Genomic DNA, 21,964 nt, shown 5'->3' with positions numbered 1-21,964 from the left:
CGGACACCTGCCCATTCTAGCCATGCGGCTATTGGATTGCCGAAAAGAATGGCAACCCGTCGAATAGTCGTTCGGCGTATATTGGGGGAGAAATAGGCGTGGAACTCGTTCTCGTCGCGATTGGACTGGGCCTGCTGGCCATCATCTACGGAATATTCACAAGCCGACAGGTTCTCGGTGCCGGAGCAGGCAACGAGAAAATGCAGGAGATCGCGGGCGCGATCCAGGAAGGCGCGCGCGCTTACCTGAACCGCCAGTACACCACTATCGCCATCGTCGGCGTGGTGGTCGCGGTGCTGGTTCTCGTGTTTCTCAGCTGGATCCCCGCTGTCGGCTTCCTGATCGGCGCCGTGCTTTCGGGCGCGGCGGGCTATATCGGGATGAACATCTCGGTAAAGGCCAACGTGCGCACCGCCGCTGCGGCACAAAGCGGCTTGCAGCAGGGCCTGACACTGGCGTTCCGCGCAGGCGCGATCACCGGCATGCTGGTGGCTGGCCTCGCGCTGCTCGCCATCGCGGTGTTCTTCTACATTCTGGCAGGCCCGATGGGCTTCGAGGCGAACAGCCGCGAAGTGGTCGACGGGCTTGTCGGCCTCGCCTTCGGCGCCTCGCTGATCTCGATCTTCGCGCGTCTGGGCGGCGGTATCTTCACCAAGGCGGCGGACGTCGGCGCGGACCTGGTCGGCAAGGTCGAGGCGGGTATTCCCGAGGACGACCCCCGCAACCCCGCCGTGATCGCGGACAATGTGGGCGACAATGTCGGCGACTGTGCGGGCATGGCGGCCGACCTGTTCGAAACCTATGTCGTCACCGTGGGTGCCACCATGGTTCTCACCGCCCTGCTGCTCACCACTGCAGGCGACCTGCTCTTGCCGCTGATGTCGTTGCCACTGCTGATCGGCGGGGCGTGCATCGTCACCTCGATCATCGGCACCTACTTCGTGAGGCTGGGCCGCAAGCAGAACATCATGGGAGCGATGTACAAGGGCTTCCTGGTGACCGCGATCCTCGCCATTCCGGCGATCTATGCCGTCACCGCATGGGCGCTGGGCGACATGGGGGCCGAGATCGGCGGCGGTGAGCTGACCACCTTCACCGGCATGGACCTGTTCTGGTCCGCCATGGTGGGCCTTGTCATCACGGGCCTGATCATCTGGATCACCGAGTACTACACCGGCACGGAGTATCGCCCGGTTCGCTCCATCGCCAAGGCATCGGAGACGGGCCACGGCACCAACGTGATCCAGGGCCTTGCGATTTCGCTCGAAGCGACCGCGCTGCCCACGCTGGTAATCGTGGCGGGCATCATCGTGGCCTACATGCTCGCCGGTCTGATCGGCATCGCCTACGCGGCGACCGCGATGCTGGCGCTGGCCGGGATGGTCGTGGCGCTCGACGCCTACGGCCCTGTCACCGACAATGCTGGCGGCATCGCCGAGATGGCAGGTCTGGACGACTCCGTGCGCGAGAAGACCGACGCTCTGGACGCAGTTGGCAACACCACCAAGGCGGTGACCAAGGGCTATGCCATCGGTTCGGCGGGTCTCGCCGCGCTGGTGCTGTTCGCCGCCTACACCACCGACATCGCGGAATATTTCCCGAACGCCGAAGTGAACTTCAGCCTCGAGAACCCGTACGTGATCGTCGGCCTGCTGCTCGGCGCGCTGCTGCCCTACCTGTTCGGCGCCATGGGCATGACCGCCGTGGGCCGTGCCGCAGGCGACGTGGTGAAGGACGTGCGCGAGCAGTTCGCGGCGGACAAGGGCATCATGGATGGCACCTCGCGGCCTGATTATGCCCGTACGGTGGACCTGGTGACCAAGGCCGCGATCAAGGAAATGATCGTGCCTTCGCTGCTGCCGGTGCTCGCGCCGATCGTCGTCTACTTCGTGATCACGCTGATCGCGGGACAGGACAACGGCTTCGCGGCGCTAGGCGCGTTGCTGCTCGGCGTGATCGTCGGCGGGCTGTTCGTCGCGCTGTCCATGACCGCCGGTGGCGGCGCGTGGGACAACGCGAAGAAGTACATCGAAGACGGCAACCACGGCGGCAAGGGGTCCGAGGCGCACAAGGCCGCAGTGACGGGCGATACCGTGGGCGATCCCTACAAGGACACCGCGGGCCCGGCGGTGAACCCGATGATCAAGATCACCAACATCGTCGCGCTGCTGCTGCTCGCGGCGCTGGCGGCGGGTGCTGCATGATCTGACAGCCGGACAGCATGTCCAATCCGAAGGGCGCGGCTCCGCAGGGGGTCGCGCCCTTTCTTTTTCCGCCGCGACTTAAGCAATTCTCAGGTTTTCGAAGCTAGGCTTAACGCCACGGTAAGGCTCGATCGACGGGAAAGGCGGCGCAGCTGCGATGCTGGTGGATACTGATTTCGGCGATGCCAGCGGTCGTGCGCCCGGTCTGGAAGTCGCCTCGTGGAAGGAAGGAACGCCCGATCCCGCGCAGTGGGACGAGCTGGCCCGTTCCGCCAGCGAGCCCAACCCCTTCTTCGAACGCTGGTTTCTGAAACCCTCGCTCGAGGCCTTCGACCCTCAGGGCAGCGTATCGCTCGCCCAATTACAGTGTGACGGCCGGCTCGTCGCGCTGGTCCCGATCAGGCTCTCGAGAAACTACTACGGCCGGCCTGTCCCGCATTTCTCCGTCTGGCTGCACGAGAACGCCTTTTGCGGCGTTCCCCTGATCGCGCGCGGGTTCGAGGCCATGTTCTGGTCCGCGCTCCTGCGTTGGGTCGACGAGCACGCGGGGATCGCCAGCTTTCTCCACCTTCCCGGATTGCCCGAAGGCTGCGGGCCGGACACCGTACTCGCCGAGCTTGCCTGCGAGAGCGGGCGCCCACTCGGCACGGTCGAACGCGAAGCGCGCGCCCTGCTCTTTTCCGAACTCTCTCCCGAAGACTATTACGAACAGTCCCTGCCGAACAAGAAGCGCAAGGAGTTGCGGCGCCAGGCGCGCAGGCTGGGCGAACAGGGCAGCGTGACCGTGGAACGGGCGACGCACGAAGCGGAGATCGCTCCGTGGGCGGATGCGTTTCTGGCGCTCGAAGCCGCCAGCTGGAAAGGGCGCGCCGGGTCTTCTCTCGCAAATAGTGACGCACGGGCACAATTCTTCCGCGACACGCTGACCGGCGCGGCAGCGCAAGGGCGTGTCGAAGGATTGTCGATACGGCTCGATGGCGAACCGATCGCAATGCTGGTCACTTTCCTCACCCCGCCCGGCAGCTTCAGCTTCAAGACCGCCTTCGACGAACGCTTTGCGAAATACTCGCCGGGGGTCTTGCTGCAGAAGGAAAATCTGGATCTGCTCGAACGCGGCGAGATCTCCTGGTGCGATAGCTGCGCGGCGCCAGACCACCCCATGATCGACCATTTCTGGCGCGAACAGCGCAGCCTCGTCTCGCGCAATGTCGCGATAGGCGGGCACCTGCGCCGCGCCATCGGAAGCCGCCTGATCTCATACGAAAGCCGCAGACTGGAAAGGTGCGTTGCCCCATGAATGCCGTGACGAACATCGCAAACGATACCACCGCAACTCCCGAAGGTCAGGTATTCCCGGAGGAGGCGCGCACCGCCTTTGCCGCTGCCTATCCCGAACAGCCGCTGGTGATGCCGCATCGGCTGCGCGACCATCCGCTGCTGGGGCTGGACGCGCTGGCCGAACTCGCCGGGCGGCTGCCGGAGAGTTCCATCGAGTATAATCGCGGCGATCTGCCGATCGGGATCGACGGAAAACCGGGCGCGACCGGTCTCTCCATCACCGATACGATCCACCGCATAGCGGAGACGAACAGCTGGGCGGCGGTCAAGAATATCGAGCAGGACGAGCGATATCGCGCGCTGCTGCACGAACTGCTGGAAGAGCTGCGGCCCGCCATCGAGGCGAAGACCGGCGCGATGCTGCATCCGCAGGGCTTCGTGTTCATTTCCAGCCCCGATGCGGTGACGCCCTATCACTTCGATCCGGAGCATAATATCCTGCTCCAGATCGCAGGCAGCAAGGTGATGACCCAGTTCCCGGCTGGCGATGGCCGCTACGCGCCGGACTGGATGCACGAAAGCTATCACCTGGGCGGCCCGCGAGAGCTGACCTGGAGCGACGAACTTGCAACGGGGGGCAGCGAATACGCCATCGGCCCCGGCGAAGCGCTGTTCGTGCCCGTGATGGCGCCGCACTTCGTGAAGAACGGCCCGGCAAGCTCGATCTCGCTGTCGATCACCTGGCGATCCGACTGGAGCTATGACGAAGCCGGCGCGCGCTGCTTCAACGCGATCCTGCGCAAGGCCGGCATGCAACCTGCACCGCCCAAGCGCTGGCCCGGCTCCAACCGGATGAAATGCGTCGGCTTTCGCGCCTATCGCAAGCTGTTCGGTCCCCCCGCGCCGCCGCTCGCCCCGAAATGAACGCACTCAGCCATCCGACCGAGGGCGACGCCACAGGCTCTGCCATCGACGCACTGGCCCACGCCGACGATCCACGCCGCGCGTTCCTGCGCGAGCGGTGGTTCAGCGCCGTCGACGATCCGAGTTTCCGCACGCATATCGTTGAAGGGAGCGAGGGGCGCCCGCTTCTGGGCTTGGGCCTGGTGTCCAGGTCTTTCGGCCCGCTCTCCATCGCGCAGGCGGCCGGCGCCTATTGGCCGTTCCGCGGGCTTCCCATGCCCGGCGACACCAGCGCGAAAACGCTCGCGGAAGCGCTGCGACAGCGCGGCGCGCGAGAGGCGCTTGGCCACGCATGGCGGCTCGGCCCGGTTATAGCAGACGATCCTGCGGTGGGGATCCTGCGTCAGGCGGCGGTCGACGCAGGCTGGCATTGCGTCGAGCGGCCCGTGGGATCGCTCTTCTGCCTCGATCTGGTCGCCCTGCGCGCATCGGGCACGTGGCCGTCGACCAAGGGCAAGCAGAAGGATCGCTGGCGGGTTCGCCAGCTCGAAAAGACCGGCCCGGTCAATATCACGACCTATAGCGGGCTCGACTGGAGCGCGGAGGATCGCGATGCCATCGCGCAGATCGAAGCGGCATCATGGGTCGGCCAGCTCGAACAGGGTGGCGATACGAAATTCCACGATCCGGACCTGCGCCGATATTGGGAGCGCGTCAGCGAGGACCCGGCACTCGCGGCAATGATCCGGGGGCATATCCTGTGGGTGGGCGAAACGCCTGCCGCCTTCACCTTCGGGCTGGAAACGGGCGACACGCGCTATTGCATCGCCAATAATTTCGACCGGCAATTCAACAAGTTCAGCCCCGGTCGCGTGCTGCTCTACCACGATTTCGAGGATGCGGCGGACCGGGGGTTCGCGCGGATCGACTGGGGGCTCGGCGATGGTGGATACAAGAGCCAGATGGGCGCACACGAGGATGCGACGGTCGTGGACCTGCTGTTCGTGCGCAATCCGCTGCTGGCCCGGATCGCCGCTCTGCTGTGGCGGCGCTGACTGACGCGACCAAGCTGGCGCTCCTCTTCCAGACTTCGCAAGCGCATCGATCCGTCTTGCTCCGTGCCCACCTGTTCGGCCTGTTGCCGGACGGAATATGCCGGATTGCCTCTGCCCGGACCTAAGCTGCGTTGATTTTGCCTGCGCGAGCCCGCAAGGAACATGCCATGCCTTCTGACAAGACTGCCTCGCCAGACAATGCCCCGACCCCGCAGGACCTCACCGATGATCTGGTGAGACTGCTCAGCCCTATCCGCGAAGGCGAGGACCGGTTTACCGGCCCGGCCCAGCCGGGCGGCCAGGGCCGCGTGTTCGGCGGGCAGGTGATCGCGCAGGCCCTTCAGGCAGCGCAGGCCACTATCGGCGAAGACAAGCAGGCGCATTCGCTGCATGCCTACTTTCTGCGCGGGGGCGAGGAAGGCCCGCCGATCGACTACGCGACAGAGCGCGATTTCGACGGGCGCAGCTTCGCCAACCGGCGGGTGGTGGCAAGCCAGGGTGGCACGCCCATCCTCAATCTCACCGCCAGTTTTCAGGCACCCGAGGAAGGCCTCTCACATCAGGCGGCACCCATGCCCGACGTCCCGGATCCCGAGGGCCTCGTGACGGACGACGAGGTGCGCGCGAAAGCGCTGGAAGCCTTCGGAGAGAAGATGTCCGCGGGCCAGCGGGCCTTGATGATGCGCCCCCGGCCCATCGAAATGCGGTCCAGCGGACGGCACCAGTGGCTCAACCCCGAACCGCGCGAGCCGCACAGCTTCAGCTGGTTCAAGACGGTCGGTTCCCTGCCCGACGATCCCGCGCTGCACCGCGCGGTGATCGCCTATGCCAGCGACTATACCCTGCTGGGCACCTCCGTCCTGCCCCATGGCCTCTCGTGGATGAGGGGGGAACTGATAAGCGCCAGCCTCGATCATGCGATATGGTTCCATGCGCCCGCCCGCGCAGACGAGTGGCTGCTGTATGAAACCGACAGCCCTTGGTCCGGCAGCGGCCGCGGATACAACCGGGGGCGCATCTTCACGCGCGACGGCGTGCTTGTCGCCAGCACTGCGCAGGAAGGCATGATCCGCCAGGCGCGTCGCAAGTCGGGTTCCGACTAAGCCTTTGTCAGATCCGGAACGAGCGGGCTCAAGGTCCGTTCGGCTTTCATGGATTTTGAAAAACAGCAGCAGGCCTTCCGCACCTCCAAGCCGTCCCTGATCGGGCGCGGGTTCGAGAAGATCACCAATCCGGTAGGTGGGGCGGTGGCGGGCCTGGTCCCCAACAGCCTCGTGCGCGGGGTTCTGCAGGGCATGGACCGGGCGATCGGAACGCCTCAGCTGATCAAGTTCGACCACGATCTGACCGATCTGAAGGCCTGTCACGACGCAGCCGAGCGGGTCGCCATTGCCACCCGCGCCATCAGCGGGACGACCGGCGCGGCATCGGGCATTGGCGGCATTCTGACCATGGGGCTCGACATTCCGGCCACCATCGCGCTGGCACTGCGCTGCATCCGCGATACGGGCCGCGCCTACGGCTACGACGGCAAGGGCGCGCGCGAGCGGCTGTTCCGGCTGCAGGTGCTCGAACTGGCCAGCCTGAACGACCGCGACCAGAAGGCGGAGAGGATCGCGGTCCTGGAAGCCGGAATCGCGGCCGACGGAAGCCTGACGGAGATCTCTCCGGACGATATCGAACCGATTATCGAACAGGCGGTGGAACGCGTATCGCGTGCGCTAGCCATCGCACTTTTCCGCCGCCGGGTGGGCGCGGTCGTCCCGCTGGTGGGCTCGGTGATCGGCGGCGCGGTGAACGTTTCCTTCCAGGGGGACGTGGGTGAGGCAGCGCGCTTCGCCTTCCAGGAACGCCGTCTGCGCGCGGGCAAGGCCTGATCGTTCAGTCGCGCCGCCGCAGCCGGGCGGTGGCGAATTCCCAAATCGTATGCGGCTGCCGATGGTCGGGAATTCCGGTCATTATCGGCTTTCCGTCGGGCGCCTCATACGTTCCGAACATCTTGTCGAAAACCACCAGCAGACCGCTGTAATTGCGATCGAAGTATTTGGGATCCATGCTGTGATGGGTCCGGTGAAAATTGCGGTCGACGATGATCCTGCCAAGCGGCCCCAGGCTCAAAGGTGCGCGGGTGTGGTGAAGCTGGCCATAGACTGTTTCCAGCGCGATCAGCACGGCAAATGTCTGGTATTCGAACCCGATCAGCGCCGCCATGATCATTGTGGCGACCCTGCCCACCATATCGTCGACCGGATGAACGATATTGGTCACCGCATCCAGATCCTCGATGCTGTGATGGACGGCATGGAAATGCCACAGGAACGGAATTTCGTGGCTGGCGCGGTGCTTCCAGTAGTTGAAGAAGCCCTTGATGACGATGAAGAGCAGCGCCAGCACGATGTCGAACACGAACCGGAAGCTTTCCGGCAGGGCGTCGGTTCGCAAGGCCAGGAGCGGATCGAACAGGCCCATCGGCAGGACCATCTGGATATAGGGATTGGCGAAGAAGTAGAAGCCCACCATGCCGACGTGGATCGCGACGATGAAGCCGATCCATCTCACGCTTTTCGGCCAGCCGACCAGCGCGGTTTCCAGCGTGAACCACGCCCCGATGATGATCAGCGCATTGCTCGCCAGCAAGAGGCCCCATCCGGCAACGCTCAGGCCCGCGAGAGCGTAACCGGCCACTCCACCTTGTGCGAAGGACAGCGCGGCAATCTCGGACAGTTCGCCAAGCATTTCGGCCCGCCATTCACCGGTCAGCGCCGGGATCAGGGCCACCGCAATGGCGAAAGCTGCCGCAAGCCAGAGAATCGCGCGCGAATGGCTATCTTCTCCGGATCCCACGATGCCGCGAAAATCGCGGATCGCAGAACGGAGTGGCATCGACCTCGACATGGCGACACATGATAAAGGTTAATCACGCGACGCGTCCAGACTTCACCTTGGCTGTCTCTGGCCTCGTGCGCGCTCTCAGGCACCCGCGTGATAGAAATCGAACACTTGCTGCGCCACCGCATCGCTGATGCCGGGTGCGCGTTTCAGATCGTCGAGCGCCGCCGCGCGCACCTTGCTGGCGGTGCCGAAGTGCAGCAGCAACGCGCGCTTTCGCGCTGGACCGATGCCGGGAATCTCGTCCAGCGGTGAGGCGGTAATCGCGCGGCTTCGCTTGGCCCGGTGCGCGCCGATCACGTAGCGGTGGACCTCGTCGCGCAGGTTCTGGAGGTGGAACAGCAGCGGAGAATTGACCGGCAGCGTCTTCTCGCGCCCGTCGGGGAAGTGAAACACCTCGCGCCCCTCGCGCCCGTGATCCGGCCCCTTGGCGATGGCGATCAGCGGGACGTTGTCGATTCCCATCTCGGCCAGCGTGTCGCGCACGGTCGACATCTGTCCCTTGCCGCCATCAAGCAACACGAGATCGGGCCATACGGTTTCGTGGCTGTTGCGCTTGCCCTCCTCCCCGTCGGGATTCTCGGCAAGGTTGCGGAAACGGCGCTGCATCACCTCGCGCATCATCCCGAAATCGTCGTTGGTCTGCGCGGACTTGATGTTGAACTTGCGGTACTGGGCCTTCTCGAACCCGTCCGGCCCCGCGACCACCATCGCGCCGACCGCCTTCGCGCCCTGGATATGCGAGTTGTCGTAAATCTCGATGCGCTGCGGCGGCTCTTCCAGTTCGAGGAATTCGGCGAGGTCGCGGTTGAGCTTCGCCTTCGTGCCCGTCTCGGCCAGCCGCCGGTCGAGCGCATCGACCGAATTGCGCTGCGCCTGCTCCATCAGCCGCCGCCGGTCGCCGCGCTGGGGCACCGAAATCTCGACCTTGTGCTCCGCCGCCTCGCACAGCGCCTGCGCCAGCAGCTCCGCCTCGGGCAGTTCGCGGTCGACCAGCAAGGTGCGCGGGGGCGGCACTTCCTCGTAGAATTGCATGATCACGCGGGCGAGCACCTCGTCCTTGTCGACATCCTGCGTGTGCGTGGGGAAGAAGGCGCGGTGGCCCCAGTTCTGTCCGCCGCGGATGAAGAAGGCCTGCACCGCGATCTGCCCACCCTTTGCGGCAAGCGCGAAGACGTCCGCATCGCCCACGCCTGTCGCGTTCACCGCCTGGCTGCCCTGAATGAAGGTCGCCGCGCGCAGCCGGTCGCGCAGGATGGCGGCGGTTTCGAAGTCGAGTTTCTCCGCTGCCTCGGCCATCTGCTTTTCGAGATCCTGCTGCACAGATGACGATTTCCCGCCGAGGAAATCCTTCGCCTGCCGCACCAGATCCTCGTACCCGTCCTCGTCGATCCGGCCCACGCACGGCGCCGAGCAACGCTTGATCTGGTAGAGCAGGCAGGGCCGGTCGCGATTGTTGAAAAAGCTGTCGGTACAGGATCTTAGCAGGAACAGCTTCTGCAGCGCATTAAGCGTCTTGTTGACCGAGCCCGCACTCGCAAACGGCCCGTAGTAATTGCCCTTCGCGCGCCGCGCCCCACGATGCTTGTGGATGCGTGGGAAGGCATGGTCGGCGCGCAGCAGGATGAAAGGGAAGCTTTTGTCGTCGCGCAGCAGCACATTGTACGGCGGACGATAGCGCTTGATGAACTGCGCTTCGAGCAGCAGCGCGCCCGCCTCGCTGTTGGTGGTGACGATCTCCATCCGCCGCGTCTGGCTGACCATCCGCTGCAGGCGATTGGTGAGCGCGTTGATCTGCGTATAGTTCGCCACCCGCGCCTTGAGGCTGCGCGCCTTGCCCACGTAGAGCACGTCGCCGCGCGCATCGAGCATGCGGTAGACGCCGGGCCGCGGCGGGAGCGTGCGAACCGTTTCGCGGATCGCGTTGACCCCGGCTTCGAGATCGGGCTGGGCCGAAGCCACCGTATAGGCGGCGCGTTCCTCGTTGAAACGCTCCTTGCCACGCGGGTCGTGGGGACGGTTTGCCTTGCTGTCCGACATGGCCAGCTAGATAGGCGGCGCGCCCGCTGGTTGCCAGCCAGCGGGGCGGGTTATCCGCTCAGGCAGCCGCGTCTGCCAGCTTTGCCTTGGCCCACGCTTCGAATTCCGTTTCGAGCGCCTCCAGGGTCTCCGGCAGGCCATTCTCCCCACCCGACCGCGCCAGCCAGCCGCTCAGATCGCTGCCATCGCGATAGGCCTCCGCGATCTCGTAGAGGATGCGCGGATCGCCGCTCGTCTCCATCAGATAATCGATGAACATTCGGGTTTGCCGATAGAAAGCCGCGGGCTTGCCGCCGCTAGCTTCGAGGAAAGCCGTCGCCTCGTCGCCCGAGAGCATCACCGCCCCGGTCGAGCCGCGTTCCAGTGTCTTCAGCGCCTGCGCGGATTGCAACAAGGGGTGATCCATCGAGAGGTAGGTATCGAGGGGGAATGCCAGAACCGTGCCGTCCGCATCGTACGCTTCACGCGCGGCAAAATAGCGGCTGCGGGTCTGAGCGTCGTTTTCCAGGGCTACCGCCGCTGTTTCGTCGAGCCAGTCGGGCGCGCTCGAACCATAACGCGCGGTTCGATCGGCAGACTCCGTCTCGGGCCCGTCGAAATATCGATTGAACAGCAGGTGCCCGATTTCATGGGCGATTGAGCCGTCTTCCATCTCAGGGTCCGCATGGGCGGGAGCGGCCCCCTCAGCCTTCGCCAGCGCCTGCTGAACCACCGCAGCGCGCTGGGCTTCCGGCAGAGAGGCCGTCTGCGCTTCCACCTGAGCAACGATGCTTTCCCTGAGCATTGCGGCCTTCGTCTCGTTGTCGATCCAGGGCAGCGGCTTGTAGCCATCGGCGACGAGCGCGGCCGTCAGCTCCGCAGAAACCTCCGGCTGCACCACCAGCGCAACCTTCTGCTCGCTTGGCGCGAAGTAATCCGCGAAAGCTGCGAAGGCACGCGGGAACACCTGCGCGTATTCGGATGCACGCGCCCCGCCGCCGATAACGGCGCCCCCGTCTGCGGGTTCGCATCGCAGATCGCCGATCACGCCAGCTTCGCGCCATTCGTTGCACGGCCCATCCTCCGCCCGAGCCGATCCTGCACTCGCCACGAACGCTGCCGCCACAATGATAGTTGTAATACGCACCCAGGCACCCCTTCCGTCTACACTTGTAATCCTGACGGAACCTCTAATGCCTGGTCAGCTTAACCGCTGATTTATGAGGTCAGAAAAGCTTGCGGAATTCGATCTCGAACGTGCGCGCCAGCGGGTCGATCAGAGCGGGCTGGAAGCGGATGGGAACCACCCCGTTGCCGTCCGTCACCTCCTGCCGCGTGTCGAAGAGGTTGCCGACACGCAAGGACATGCGCGCTCCCTTGAAGAAGCCCGGTTGCTCTCCGACCAGCCATTCCTGCTCTTCCAGATTGACGAACATGCGCAGATCGAAGGTCACCAGATCGCCGAAGATCAGATCGCCCGACCCGGTCGCCGGATTGCCGTCGATGCGCGTCCCGCTCTGGTAATTGCCGCTCAGGCGCGCGCCGATACCCTGATAGAACAGCCCGCCCTCCAGCTCGACCCGGTGACGCGAGATACCGCCGGACTGGCCCGAGGCATCGCCATCAAGGAAATCGAGCAGGGGAACACCCGCCGCGATGAGCGCGGTATTCTCGAATTCGATGGAATGATAAAGGCCGAACTGCCAGCGGCCCTGCCCGTCGTCACCGCGACCGCCACCGCCTCGTCGGCCACCACCACCACCACGGCGCCTGCCTTCGGAAGCCTCGCCCTCTCCTTCCGCGGCCTCGTTCTGGCAGATGGCCTCGCGGAGACGGGCGAGGCGCTCTTGGTTGATGGAGCCGTCCTCGTTGGTCAGGCGCTGGCGCAGGCGTTCCGGCAGGGCGGAAATATCAAGCGGCGCATCCCCGCCGGGCATGGTGCACAGCGTCTCTCGGATCGCCGCCACCTGCGCGGGGTCGAACCCGCCGGGCCCGCCAGGACCCATCCCGGGGCCTTCGGTGTTGCAGAACCGCTCGCGCGCCTGCGCCAGCCGTTCCTCGTTCACCGATCCATCCTCGTTCGTCAGGCGGTCGCGGATGAACGCAGGCAGAGCGGAAAGATCGGGCACGGTGCCCGGCTCCGTGGCGCAGAACTGCTCGCGCATCTGCTGGAACTGCTGCGGGTCCATGCGCCCCGTTCCGGGCCCACCGCCCGAGCCGGCGCCACCGCGTGCACCCGGCCCCCCGGGGCCGCGCGCACCTTCTTCAGGCGCCTTGCCGACGCGGCCGAACATGTTGATGCCGTAACGAAGGCGCCTGCTGTTACGCTCCGCATAGGTAATCGGCCGCTGGTCGAGCGCGACCAGCCTGCCCGTGCCGTCGCGCGTCACACGGCCGGGAAAGGCCGCTTCGATATCCGCGGTGAGCAACGGGAAGCTCTCGGTCGTGTCGCGCGAGCTGTTGTCGAAATATTCGACCAGGATGTTCGACCGTTCGAACAGGTCCAGCTCGTAATTCGCGCTCAGCTTGATGTCGTTCTGCGAGGATGCGGGAAGCAGCGGATTGCCGCCGCTGGTCACCGTGGCAAGCACGCTGTCGCCGGTTGCGAAATCGAACACCGGCACGTTGAACGTCTCGACCACCGGCGCGCCCAGCTCGGTCAGGCTGGGGGCGGCATCGCGGTTGATCCAGGTAACACCCAGCGTCAGCCTGTCGGTCAGATTCCAGGTCAGGCCCAGCGTCAGATCGGTGAGGGTTCCGAAATCGGAAAGATGGTCGATTCCCGCCGCCGCATTGAGCGTTATGTCCCCCACCGCGCCGAGAAAGCCTTCCCGGCTGCTGGTAAGCGGGACGGCAAGATTGACCCCGCCGTTGATGCGGCCCCGCGTCAGCTGCGTCGCGCCGAGCGCGGTACGCGTATCCTCGCTTTCGATCCGGTTCCACTTGTACCCGCCATCCACGGTCAGGTTCACCTCACCCGCAGGCAGAAGCAGCGGGCTGCCGCGCAGGGTGGCCAGCGAATCGACGGTGTAGGTGGCGCTCGAAGCGCGATCGAAACCGTTGGTTGCAATTGTGGGCAGCGGGCCATCGATGGCAAGCGTTCCGGCCGCAGCCTGGGCGACAAGCGCCGAAAGGTCGCGCCGCCTGTCGATATCGGTTTCGCTCAAAGTGTGATTGGCATCGAGCGTCAGATCGAGTTCGAAATCCCCGATCGGCTGGCGATAGGCACCGCCGCCGGAAAAGCTGGTGGTGCGCGATAGGCGCTCCAGCGGATTGGCATCGATCGCGCGCACCGCGCTGGCGCCTCCGGGCCCTGGCTCGGTCAACGTGACGATGTCGAGGCCCGAAAGCGAACGCGAATTGTTCTGCGATGCCGACAGGTTGACCGATACCGACTTGGCCTTGCGCCCTTCGCCGATCCCTGTGTTGAAAGAGCCTTCCAGTTCGTAGCTCTCCCCTCCTGCGCGAAGCGTGCGGAACGCTGCGGGGTCGGGATCGGTCGGCACCGTGGGCTGCGTGCCGGGCGTCTGGATGATATCGCGCTCGCCCTCGGTCAGCGGGCCCTGCGTGTTGAACTCGGCCGCGATGTTGTACCGGCGCGGGCCGTCGATCACCAGCTGGGAAAGTTCGACCTCACCGCTGGGCGCGCCGCCTGCGAAGGAATTGCCATATTCCAGCTCCACCTCGCGGCTGCTGAAATTGTCCTTCAGGATGAAATTGATCACCCGCTGATCCGCGCTGTAGCCGTATTCCAGCGCGACCTCTTCGGGAAACACCTCGACCTTTTCGATGGCTTCGGGCGGATAGCGACGCAGTTCGCGGAAGCTGGCGACGCGCTGTCCGTTCACCAGCACCACCGGCCTGCCCCCACCGCGGCCCCGGGCCGATCCGGTTTGCGGAGCAAGCTGGGCGATCAGGTCGGTCAGCGAATCCGCGCCGTAGGAGGCGATATCGGCTTCGGTCAGTTCGACCACCGGCGGAACGTCGGTATCGACCGCGCCGCGCTGGCGCTGGGCCGTTACCACGATCACATTGTCCGACACATCGTCGGCAGGCTGCTCGGACTGTGCGATATCGGGCGCATCTGCCGGCATTTCCTGAGCCAGTGCGGGGGCGCAACCGGCAGCGGCCAGCGCCATCACGGAAACCCGTGCGGCCAACTTCGAATAAAACTGCATGGGGACGCGTATTCCTCAACAAACTCAGCCGCCCCCGCGACCGGCCCTCGCAGCCAGCCGATCCGAAAGCAAACCCCGGCACGTAACGAATTGTCGCCGGAACCTTTCCCGTTGCTGACGCGCACTTCCCTTTTCGACCCATCATCGCTAAATCGCCGGAAAATTCGACGAACTGCATAAGGACAAGATCACTTCATGGCGAAAGAAGAGCTCCTCGAAATGCGCGGTCGGGTTGTCGAGCTGCTGCCCAACGCGATGTTCCGGGTAGAGCTTGAGAACGGCCACGAGATTCTCGGCCACACGGCCGGCAAGATGCGCAAGAACCGTATCCGTGTGCTGACCGGCGACGAAGTGCTGGTCGAACTCACGCCCTACGACCTGACCAAGGGCCGCATCACCTACCGCTTCATGCCGGGCCGTGGCGGCCCCGGCCCGCAGTCCACGCCTCCGGCCTGATCGCGAAGGCGCACGCGCGCCATGAATCGCACCCTCGTTCTGGCAAGCTCCAGCCCGCGCCGCCGCGACCTGCTCGCGCAGATCGGCGTGGTGCCCGGCGCCATCCGCTCGCCCGATATCGACGAAAGCCCGCGCAAGGGCGAACTTGCCCGCCCCTATGCCGAACGCATGGCGAGCGAGAAGGCACTCGCCGTGCCGCGGCAGGAAGGCGAGGTCGTGCTCGCGGGCGATACGACGGTCGCGCTAGGCCGCCGCATCCTGCCCCAGGCGGAGAACGAAGGCGATGTTGCCCGCTTCCTGCGGCTGCTTTCGGGCAGACGGCACCGTGTCCATTCGGCCATCTCGGTGATCGACGCGAACGAGAAGCAGCGGACCCGGTGCGTCACATCGCAGGTGAAATTCAAGCGCCTCTCCGAAGAAGAGATCGCCGCCTACGCGGACAGCGGTGAGGGAATCGGCAAGGCAGGCGGCTATGCGATACAGGGCCGCGCGGCCGGGCTGATCGACTTCCTCGCCGGTAGCCACTCGGGCGTGGTCGGCCTGCCGCTGTTCGAAACGCGCGCTTTGTTGAAGGCTGCGGGAATCGCCGTTGGCTGAGTGGCTCGTCGAGGACGGCATTGGTGAGGAACGCGCCTTTCGCCTGAGCAATGACGAGATCGAGGAACTGCGACTGCGCTGGCCGGCCCAGGGCCTGTTGGCAGGCATGGTCGCCGACGCAATCCTGATCGAACGTCCAAGCGCGAATGGTCGGGCGCGCGTGCAGTTTGCTTCGGGAGACCAGGCGTTCGCTCGCAACATTCCCCGCCAGGCAAGCGTAGGTGCGCATGTCCGTGTGCAGGTGACGCGAGAGGCCATCGCCGAACGGGGCCGACTGAAACTCGCACAGGCGCGCCACACCGATGCCGCGATCTGCGATGCCCCCTCGCTGGCGGACCAACTGGCGGTAGAGGGACACGATGTACGGACTGCGCCAACCCCCTCGCCATCGGCCGACTGGGACGCCCTGTGGGCCGATGCGGCGCTACGCGAGGTGATGCTGGCCGGTGGCAGCCTGCTGCTCGCCGAAACTCCGGCGCTCACCCTGATCGACGTGGATTGGTGGGGTGACGATCCTTCCGCCGTGACCGGGGCGATCGCCCGGACCCTTCGCCGGTTCGACCTGGGCGGAAATATCGCGATCGATTTTCCGACCGTCTCGACCAGGGCGGAACGCAAGACCATCGACGAACAGTTGGGGATCTTCCTGCAGGACTGGCCGCACGAACGTACCGCCATGAACGGATTCGGCCTGGTGCAGATCGTGCGCCGGCTCGAACGCCCGTCGCTCCTCCACCGAATCGCTCGCGACCGCAGGGGCGCGGTCGCGCGTCTGTTGCTGCGCCGAGCGGAAATGCTGGAAGGGGCCGGTCGGATCGCACTTTATGCGCAGCCATCGGTGCTCGATTGCCTGCGGGACGACTGGCTCGAAGAACTGCGGCGGCGCACCGGACGGCAGGTCACCCTGCGCCCCGACCCCGGCCTTGCGTTCGACGCACCGCACGCCCAGATCGTGCCGCTATGAGCACGAAGCCCTGCCCGATCTGCAAAACGCCGAAACAATCCGAGGAATACGCCCCCTTCTGTTCCGCGCGGTGCCGCGACAAGGACCTGAACCGCTGGTTCAACGATGGCTATTCGGTGCCCGGGCCGCCCGCAGATCCCGAAGATATAGCTCGCGATATTGATCAGGGGCACGACTGAGGTTCGATAGGGCTTGCCAAGCGCCGGTCGCTTCGCCATAGGCCCGCACTCATTCGCTCGCCGGACCATTCGCCGCATGGCTGGTCCGCCGTCGTGGCGACGCCCGGGTAGCTCAGTGGTAGAGCAGACGACTGAAAATCGTCGTGTCGGTGGTTCGACTCCGCCCCTGGGCACCACGCCCCCTCCCCCGCGATGGCTTTTTCCCGATTGTGCGCAATTTCCGTTTTCTGTGGCCAAGAAAAGCCATGGTGCTTGGGGAAACGCGCGCCCTATCTGCGGCATTGACCCTTCGAACATCGAACAATCCGCGAAAGGAAGCGCATGACCAAGATTCTCGTTCTCTACTACTCCTCCTACGGCCACACCTCCACAATGGCGGAAGCCGTCGCCGAAGGCGTGCGTGAGGCTGGCGCCGAGGCCGTTATCCGCCACGTGCCCGAAACCGCACCCGAAGAGGTGGTCAAGAACGCAGGCTTCACCGGAATGCCGGGGCACGAGGTGATCTCCGGCCCGGACGAGCTGACAGAATACGACGGCATCGTGGTCGGCTCCCCCACCCGCTATGGCCGCATGACCAGCCAGATGGCTGCCTTCTGGGATACGACCGGCGGGCTGTGGATGAAGGGTGCGCTGATCGGCAAGGTCGGTGCGGCGTTCAGTTCCACCGCCAGCCAGCATGGCGGGCAGGAAACCACGCTGATGTCGATCCTCACCAACCTGCTGCACATGGGCTGCACGATCGTCGGCCTCGATTACGGCTTCCAGGATCAGATGGGCGTCGGTGAGGTCAAGGGCGGATCGCCCTATGGCGCCACGACGATTGCCGATGGCGACGGCAGCCGCCAGCCAAGCAAGGCAGACCTCGACGGTGCGCGCTACCTCGGCAAGCGCGTGGCGCAGACCGCAGCCAAACTGCACGGCTGACGCACCGCATTTTCCCAACGGACCTGGACCGCGTGGACCGGGGGCCAAGAGGGAAAAAGTTCCCCGCCCGGGGAAGCGAAAACCGGACACGATTATCGCGGGGCGGGCCACCATGGCTCGCCCCGCTTTTCGTATGCGCGGACGAAACCGCGGATTGACCAAAGCAAAGAGCGAAGGGCCGCTAGCGAGGCATCGGCGTGCAGGACAGCGCGTGCGCTGACAGCCTCTCCTTGCATTGACGAGCACTTTATGTTTTAAAGTACCTATCGAAGCAAAGGAGGACCACATGATTCGCACCACACTCTTCGCCACCGCCGCGCTCGCCCTCGCGACCGCAGCCAGCCCCGCGCTTGCAGACACGGTCACCGTGAAGCTGACCGACTTGCGCCCCGACGCGGGCGCGCTCTACATCAGCCTGCAGAGCGAGGCACAGTTCATGCAGGAAGCCGCAATCGCCGAAAAAATGCTCGAAAACCCGCAGGATGGCACGGTCACCGTGACGTTCGACGACGTGCCCGAAGGCCGGTACGCCCTGATGGTCTGGCACGATATCGATGGTGATGGCACCTTCAGCATGGGGCGGATGGGCCCGACCGATGGCTGGGCGATGATCGGCGCATCCGAGCTGCGCGGCATGCCGAGCTGGGATGCGCAGAGCTTCACTCTCGATGGCAGCGCCACCATCACCGAAACGGTGCTTTATCCGGGAGACGGCCAATGAGCATCGCGCCCTCCCAAAGCGCGCAGGAAGACCTGCGCATGATGCGCGAACTCGCGGAGGAAGGGCGCGTGCGCCCTCTCCTCGGCGGGCGCGAATTCGTGATCTTCGGCGTCGCCATCGCTCTGGCCAGCCTGCTGCATGCGGCCCTGGTTTACGGCCTCCTGCCATGGCCACCAATGGCGTTGGCCGCCATCTGGTTCGGCACGATGATGCTGGCGGTGCTGCTGGCAGGCATCGCGCGCTCCGGGCGCGGCAGACCGACGACCGCCAATCGCGTGGAAATGGAGGTCTGGCGCGCCGGCGGCTATGTACTCGGCTCGCTGGCACTCAGCATCTTCGCCTATGGCATGCTCACCATGTCGCGCTCGGGGAGCGACCAGGGGTTCTTCCTCTTTACGCTGCTCCCACCCGTCGTCTTCGGCGTCTATGCCATCGCAATGGCGGCGAGTTCGGCGGCAGCGCGCGATCCATCGCTGCGCGGCTTTGCCATCACCTCCGTCGCGCTGTTGGTGGTCACGACGCTCCTGGCAGGATCGCCCACGCAGTACCTGGTGATGGCGGCAGGGGCCGTGATGGTATCCATCCTGCCCGGGCTCATGCTGCTGCGGCGTGAGCGCGAACATGGCTGACATCCCCCTGGACTACCGGGCGATCGACGATACGATCCACGGGCGCGTGCGGCTGGCCACCATGGCCTACCTGTCGAGCGCGGAATGTGCCGATTTCGGCGAGTTGCGCGCGCGAACCGGGGTCAGCGACGGCAACCTCTCGGTCCACCTGCGCAAGCTTGAGGATGCGGGCTATGTGGCGATCGAGAAGCGCTTCGAAGGCAAGAAGCCCGTCACCACAGCCTGCCTTACCGAGGCCGGGCGCGAAGCGTGGATCGCCTATCTCGACCGGATGAAGGCCATGCTGTTCGGGGCGGACCCGCCCGCTTGACGAATCGCGGAGCCGCTTCCTCTCCCAGACACAAAAAAGGGCCCGCAAAGGGGCCCTTTTCTTCGTTTTTTGCCTGGATCGGCTTAGCCGAAAATCCAGTCCCAGATCGAACGCATCATGGTTAATCTCCTCAGTGATGGAGCTTTTATCTATCTTAACCATGTTCGTTAGTAAAGCATTAACCAATATCCCTGAGCGACAAGCCTCTCTCACGCTCGGCCTGCAGGATCTCGATATACTCGGCGAGCCATAGCGGGTGGGAGATGTAGTATCCCTGGCCATAGGTGCAGCCCATGTCCGCCAGGCGTTCGTAGGTCGCGCGGTCTTCGATCCCTTCGGCGAGCACGGCTACGCCGGCCTCCCGAGCGGAATGGATCACCCCGCCGACGATTGCGCGCGCGCGGCGCGAATTCTGGAGGCCTGCAACGAATTTCCGGTCGATCTTGATCTCGTCGAACGGCAGTTCGAGCCACGCGTCGAAATTGGCGCTGCCGACGCCGAAATCGTCCAGCGACAGCTTGAAGCCAGCACTCTTCAGACGATCGACCACGTCTCGCGCGATGCCCAAATCCTCGATCCGCGCGGTCTCCGTCAGCTCGATCGTCATCAGTCGCGGATCGGTTCGATAGGCCTCCAGTGTTTCCAGAGCGATCTGGGCGATGCGATCATCGACCATTTGCACGGCCGATACGTTCACCGAAATCCGCGGCAGGAGTCCCTGTTCGTGAATCGACGCCACGGCTCGACACGACTTTTCGAAAATGCGGCGCGTCAGATTGTCCAGCCGTCCCATCCGCTCGCATTGCAGGATGAAGGACGAAGGAGGAACGTCGACACCGTCGGGGTCGCGCCATCTGGCCAGCACTTCCGCACCCATGATCGAATGCGTGGCAAGATCTACCTGCGGCTGAAGCTTGATCCCGATCTGATCGTCCGCGAGCGCCTGCGTCAGCTTGGCAGTCAGCGAATGATCCCAGTCCTCCCGGTCGTTGCCGACCACGAATACCGGCTTGTAGACTTCGCGTGCCTGGTCCGCGGCGGCGATCGCGGAACTCAGTCGCTGTTCGATAGGGTCCTTCGTCGAACTGTCCGCCCCCATCGTTATGGCGACATCGACGGATCTGCCGGTCACCCTGACAGGTTGCGATACAATGGCGCGCAGCCCCTCCAGGTGCGCCTCGAGATCGGGAATGCCTTCGGTGTCGCACACGAAGGCGAGGTATTTGCCACCATTGTAGTAGACCGTGCGATCCCGGTCGCCGAGTGCGAGCCGGTTACAGATTTCACATAGGTAGTGCCGTCGATCCGCGTTGTTCATCCCGACGAAGATCGACTCGAGCCGCGCCACTTTGGCGATGATCAGGCAATCGGATGCGGCTTCGTCATCGCCCGACAGGTCCTGATTGAGAGCGGCAAAATTCGGCAATCGGGTCAGTGGATCGATCGCAAGATGCCGTCGACGATATCTCGCGATCGCGCGACAGATTGCATAGGACAACGCCAGCAGCAGCCCATCGGCAAAGACCGCCTTGATGCCGAGATATGCTATGGCGACGAACAGCGCCGCCGCGAATGAGCACCAGGCGACATAGAAAATGCGGCGATGCCTCTTCGTGTGCGTGAACCGCACGCCGAGAGCCAGCGCCATGCCGAGCACGAGCGTGATCGAGAACCACGGCAGGCGTTGTCCACTTCCCCGGAGCAGGGTTTCGGCTGCCAGGATATGGATAATAGTAGGCGAGACGGTGTCTGCCCCTGGGGCGCGTATGTTCGCGCCGAAGGAATCGGTGCCCAGGATGTAGGTCTTGTCCGTCGAACCGAGCCGCGAGAGTCCAGCTTCGATCGAGTCCGCCCCGATTGTCGGAATGGTGCTGGCGCGGATCGTGTAATCGATCAGAACTGTATCGCGAGCATCGCCGGTGTCTGCCAGCGCAAAACTCAGTGGAGCCAGCCCGGCACCCTTCGCGGGATCTTCGGCCCTGTCGAATCCCCAGACGAAGCGGAGGAAATCGGCATCGTAGTCGCTCCCATAGACCCGGGCGCCTTGTGTGAAATAGGCACTTGTGGGCGGTATCCTGTCGCTGTCCTTGTAGTCCTGCTCGAGTGAGTTGGTTGGGAATACGTGGTTGGCGTTATCAGCGATGAGCGCCCGTAACCGCAGATCGGTCTGGGGCGAATCGCTTCGCTGGAGCGGAACGTTGATGAAGATCCGTTCGGCCCCGGCCGCACGAAGATGCTCGAGCGTGCTCAGGACATTGTAGTTGATGACGGCGGGGTTGTCCGACGCGGCAGGCATCCGCACGAAAACGAGATCGCCGCTCGCCTCGCGCTCGAACAATCGGGCCTGTATCGCCCAAGCGGTGATATCGACCGGACGCAAGAAAGTCATGAAGCCTGCCGCAAGCGCGATAGCGAGTGCTATCAACGCATGCTTCAGGCGTTCGTCTAGTGCGAACCTGCGCGTCACCGGGATGGGATCCGTTTCATGGTAAGTATTCCACTATAGGCGACCGGTAAACACGCAGTTCACGTCGCGCGCCTTCCCGCCCCGTTCCCGATCGCGCATCCCGGCGATGTCCGCCACTCTGTCGACCAGGCAATTGCTCTCCACCGGCTTTCGCGCTACTGCCGAATGCCCGCCCCGGCTTCTCTGGTGAG

The 21,964-nt window shown here is 64.6% G+C and carries 19 protein-coding genes and 1 tRNA gene; 15 read left to right on the top strand and 5 right to left on the bottom strand.

All coding sequences use genetic code 11. From position 1 onward, the window contains the following. Positions 1-98 precede the first annotated feature (98 nt). The 6 genes from ADAD_RS0112140 (at position 99) to ADAD_RS0112110 (ending at position 7,317) form a co-directional block, all read left to right on the top strand. Positions 99-2,204: a sodium-translocating pyrophosphatase gene (locus ADAD_RS0112140; protein WP_010414129.1), complete on the top strand. Its 2,106-nt coding sequence runs from the start codon at positions 99-101 to the stop codon at positions 2,202-2,204. Between the two features lie 157 nt (positions 2,205-2,361). Further along, positions 2,362-3,501 (top strand): GNAT family N-acetyltransferase, encoded by a 1,140-nt coding sequence (locus ADAD_RS0112135; RefSeq protein WP_010414127.1) that lies wholly within the window; start codon positions 2,362-2,364, stop codon positions 3,499-3,501. Continuing rightward, positions 3,498-4,406: a cupin-like domain-containing protein gene (locus tag ADAD_RS0112130; RefSeq protein ID WP_010414126.1), complete on the top strand. Its 909-nt coding sequence runs from the start codon at positions 3,498-3,500 to the stop codon at positions 4,404-4,406. Before ADAD_RS0112135 ends, ADAD_RS0112130 begins: the two co-directional genes overlap by 4 nt. Further along, on the top strand, positions 4,403-5,440 hold the full coding sequence (locus ADAD_RS0112125; RefSeq protein WP_010414123.1) for a GNAT family N-acetyltransferase: 1,038 nt from the start codon (positions 4,403-4,405) through the stop codon (positions 5,438-5,440). The genes ADAD_RS0112130 and ADAD_RS0112125 overlap by 4 nt, the downstream gene beginning before the upstream one ends. Positions 5,441-5,607: 167 nt before the next feature. Continuing rightward, the gene (locus ADAD_RS0112115; protein ID WP_010414120.1) at positions 5,608-6,543 is read left to right on the top strand and encodes an acyl-CoA thioesterase; all 936 of its coding nucleotides are present in this window, start codon (positions 5,608-5,610) and stop codon (positions 6,541-6,543) included. A gap of 48 nt (positions 6,544-6,591) precedes the next feature. Beyond that, positions 6,592-7,317: an EcsC family protein gene (locus ADAD_RS0112110; RefSeq protein WP_010414119.1), complete on the top strand. Its 726-nt coding sequence runs from the start codon at positions 6,592-6,594 to the stop codon at positions 7,315-7,317. A gap of 4 nt (positions 7,318-7,321) precedes the next feature. Here ADAD_RS0112110 and ADAD_RS15955 read toward each other — a convergent pair whose 3' ends face one another. The 4 genes from ADAD_RS15955 to ADAD_RS0112090 form a co-directional block, all read right to left on the bottom strand. Next, positions 7,322-8,323 (bottom strand): sterol desaturase family protein, encoded by a 1,002-nt coding sequence (locus ADAD_RS15955; protein WP_033193348.1) that lies wholly within the window; start codon positions 8,321-8,323, stop codon positions 7,322-7,324. Between the two features lie 87 nt (positions 8,324-8,410). Further along, positions 8,411-10,369, bottom strand: a complete 1,959-nt coding sequence (gene uvrC, locus ADAD_RS0112100) for an excinuclease ABC subunit UvrC (protein WP_010414114.1) — start codon at positions 10,367-10,369, stop codon at positions 8,411-8,413. 58 nt (positions 10,370-10,427) lie between these two features. Continuing rightward, entirely contained in the window at positions 10,428-11,495 is a 1,068-nt protein-coding gene (locus ADAD_RS0112095; protein WP_237700819.1) for a hypothetical protein, read from the bottom strand. Between the two features lie 79 nt (positions 11,496-11,574). Further along, positions 11,575-14,526: a TonB-dependent receptor plug domain-containing protein gene (locus tag ADAD_RS0112090; RefSeq protein WP_010414110.1), complete on the bottom strand. Its 2,952-nt coding sequence runs from the start codon at positions 14,524-14,526 to the stop codon at positions 11,575-11,577. Positions 14,527-14,721: 195 nt separating this feature from the next. Here ADAD_RS0112090 and infA point away from each other — a divergent pair, with 195 nt between their 5' ends. The 9 genes from infA (at position 14,722) to ADAD_RS0112045 (ending at position 19,306) form a co-directional block, all read left to right on the top strand. Next, positions 14,722-14,982 (top strand): translation initiation factor IF-1, encoded by a 261-nt coding sequence (infA, locus tag ADAD_RS0112085; RefSeq protein ID WP_010414107.1) that lies wholly within the window; start codon positions 14,722-14,724, stop codon positions 14,980-14,982. A gap of 21 nt (positions 14,983-15,003) precedes the next feature. Further along, entirely contained in the window at positions 15,004-15,579 is a 576-nt protein-coding gene (locus ADAD_RS0112080; RefSeq protein ID WP_010414106.1) for a Maf family protein, read from the top strand. Further along, the gene (locus tag ADAD_RS0112075) at positions 15,572-16,543 is read left to right on the top strand and encodes a ribonuclease (protein WP_010414104.1); all 972 of its coding nucleotides are present in this window, start codon (positions 15,572-15,574) and stop codon (positions 16,541-16,543) included. The genes ADAD_RS0112080 and ADAD_RS0112075 overlap by 8 nt, the downstream gene beginning before the upstream one ends. Beyond that, the gene (locus ADAD_RS0112070; protein WP_010414101.1) at positions 16,540-16,722 is read left to right on the top strand and encodes a DNA gyrase inhibitor YacG; all 183 of its coding nucleotides are present in this window, start codon (positions 16,540-16,542) and stop codon (positions 16,720-16,722) included. The genes ADAD_RS0112075 and ADAD_RS0112070 overlap by 4 nt, the downstream gene beginning before the upstream one ends. Positions 16,723-16,823: 101 nt before the next feature. Then, positions 16,824-16,898 (top strand) — tRNA-Phe (locus tag ADAD_RS0112065). 145 nt (positions 16,899-17,043) lie between these two features. Then, the gene (wrbA, locus tag ADAD_RS0112060) at positions 17,044-17,646 is read left to right on the top strand and encodes an NAD(P)H:quinone oxidoreductase (protein ID WP_010414099.1); all 603 of its coding nucleotides are present in this window, start codon (positions 17,044-17,046) and stop codon (positions 17,644-17,646) included. A gap of 286 nt (positions 17,647-17,932) precedes the next feature. Further along, positions 17,933-18,367: a DUF2141 domain-containing protein gene (locus ADAD_RS0112055; RefSeq protein WP_010414097.1), complete on the top strand. Its 435-nt coding sequence runs from the start codon at positions 17,933-17,935 to the stop codon at positions 18,365-18,367. Continuing rightward, positions 18,364-18,996, top strand: a complete 633-nt coding sequence (locus ADAD_RS0112050) for a hypothetical protein (protein ID WP_010414095.1) — start codon at positions 18,364-18,366, stop codon at positions 18,994-18,996. Before ADAD_RS0112055 ends, ADAD_RS0112050 begins: the two co-directional genes overlap by 4 nt. Further along, entirely contained in the window at positions 18,989-19,306 is a 318-nt protein-coding gene (locus ADAD_RS0112045) for a winged helix-turn-helix domain-containing protein (protein WP_010414092.1), read from the top strand. Before ADAD_RS0112050 ends, ADAD_RS0112045 begins: the two co-directional genes overlap by 8 nt. 178 nt (positions 19,307-19,484) lie before the next feature. Here the strand turns inward: ADAD_RS0112045 and ADAD_RS0112040 are convergent, their stop codons facing one another. Continuing rightward, on the bottom strand, positions 19,485-21,695 hold the full coding sequence (locus ADAD_RS0112040) for a GGDEF domain-containing phosphodiesterase (RefSeq protein WP_083825615.1): 2,211 nt from the start codon (positions 21,693-21,695) through the stop codon (positions 19,485-19,487). Positions 21,696-21,964: the final 269 nt, after the last annotated feature.

The organism is Citromicrobium sp. JLT1363, assembly GCF_000186705.1.
Taxonomy (GTDB): Bacteria; Pseudomonadota; Alphaproteobacteria; order Sphingomonadales; family Sphingomonadaceae; genus Alteriqipengyuania.
Note: the sequence above shows the minus strand (reverse complement) of the source record. Positions and strands in the feature narration are given on the sequence as shown.

Bases quoted from the DNA above. Each gene is read 5' to 3' on its own strand.
- ADAD_RS0112050 (WP_010414095.1), top strand. From the start codon at position 18,364: ATGAGCATCGCGCCCTCCCAAAGCGCGCAGGAAGACCTGCGCATGATG.
- ADAD_RS0112040 (WP_083825615.1), bottom strand. From the start codon at position 21,695: ATGACTTTCTTGCGTCCGGTCGATATCACCGCTTGGGCGATACAGGCC.
- infA (WP_010414107.1), top strand. From the start codon at position 14,722: ATGGCGAAAGAAGAGCTCCTCGAAATGCGCGGTCGGGTTGTCGAGCTG.
- ADAD_RS0112110 (WP_010414119.1), top strand. From the start codon at position 6,592: ATGGATTTTGAAAAACAGCAGCAGGCCTTCCGCACCTCCAAGCCGTCC.
- ADAD_RS0112125 (WP_010414123.1), top strand. From the start codon at position 4,403: ATGAACGCACTCAGCCATCCGACCGAGGGCGACGCCACAGGCTCTGCC.
- ADAD_RS0112135 (WP_010414127.1), top strand. From the start codon at position 2,362: ATGCTGGTGGATACTGATTTCGGCGATGCCAGCGGTCGTGCGCCCGGT.
- uvrC (WP_010414114.1), bottom strand. From the start codon at position 10,369: ATGTCGGACAGCAAGGCAAACCGTCCCCACGACCCGCGTGGCAAGGAG.
- ADAD_RS0112055 (WP_010414097.1), top strand. From the start codon at position 17,933: ATGATTCGCACCACACTCTTCGCCACCGCCGCGCTCGCCCTCGCGACC.
- ADAD_RS0112070 (WP_010414101.1), top strand. From the start codon at position 16,540: ATGAGCACGAAGCCCTGCCCGATCTGCAAAACGCCGAAACAATCCGAG.
- ADAD_RS0112130 (WP_010414126.1), top strand. From the start codon at position 3,498: ATGAATGCCGTGACGAACATCGCAAACGATACCACCGCAACTCCCGAA.
- ADAD_RS0112090 (WP_010414110.1), bottom strand. From the start codon at position 14,526: ATGCAGTTTTATTCGAAGTTGGCCGCACGGGTTTCCGTGATGGCGCTG.
- ADAD_RS0112080 (WP_010414106.1), top strand. From the start codon at position 15,004: ATGAATCGCACCCTCGTTCTGGCAAGCTCCAGCCCGCGCCGCCGCGAC.
- ADAD_RS0112115 (WP_010414120.1), top strand. From the start codon at position 5,608: ATGCCTTCTGACAAGACTGCCTCGCCAGACAATGCCCCGACCCCGCAG.
- ADAD_RS15955 (WP_033193348.1), bottom strand. From the start codon at position 8,323: ATGCCACTCCGTTCTGCGATCCGCGATTTTCGCGGCATCGTGGGATCC.
- wrbA (WP_010414099.1), top strand. From the start codon at position 17,044: ATGACCAAGATTCTCGTTCTCTACTACTCCTCCTACGGCCACACCTCC.
- ADAD_RS0112045 (WP_010414092.1), top strand. From the start codon at position 18,989: ATGGCTGACATCCCCCTGGACTACCGGGCGATCGACGATACGATCCAC.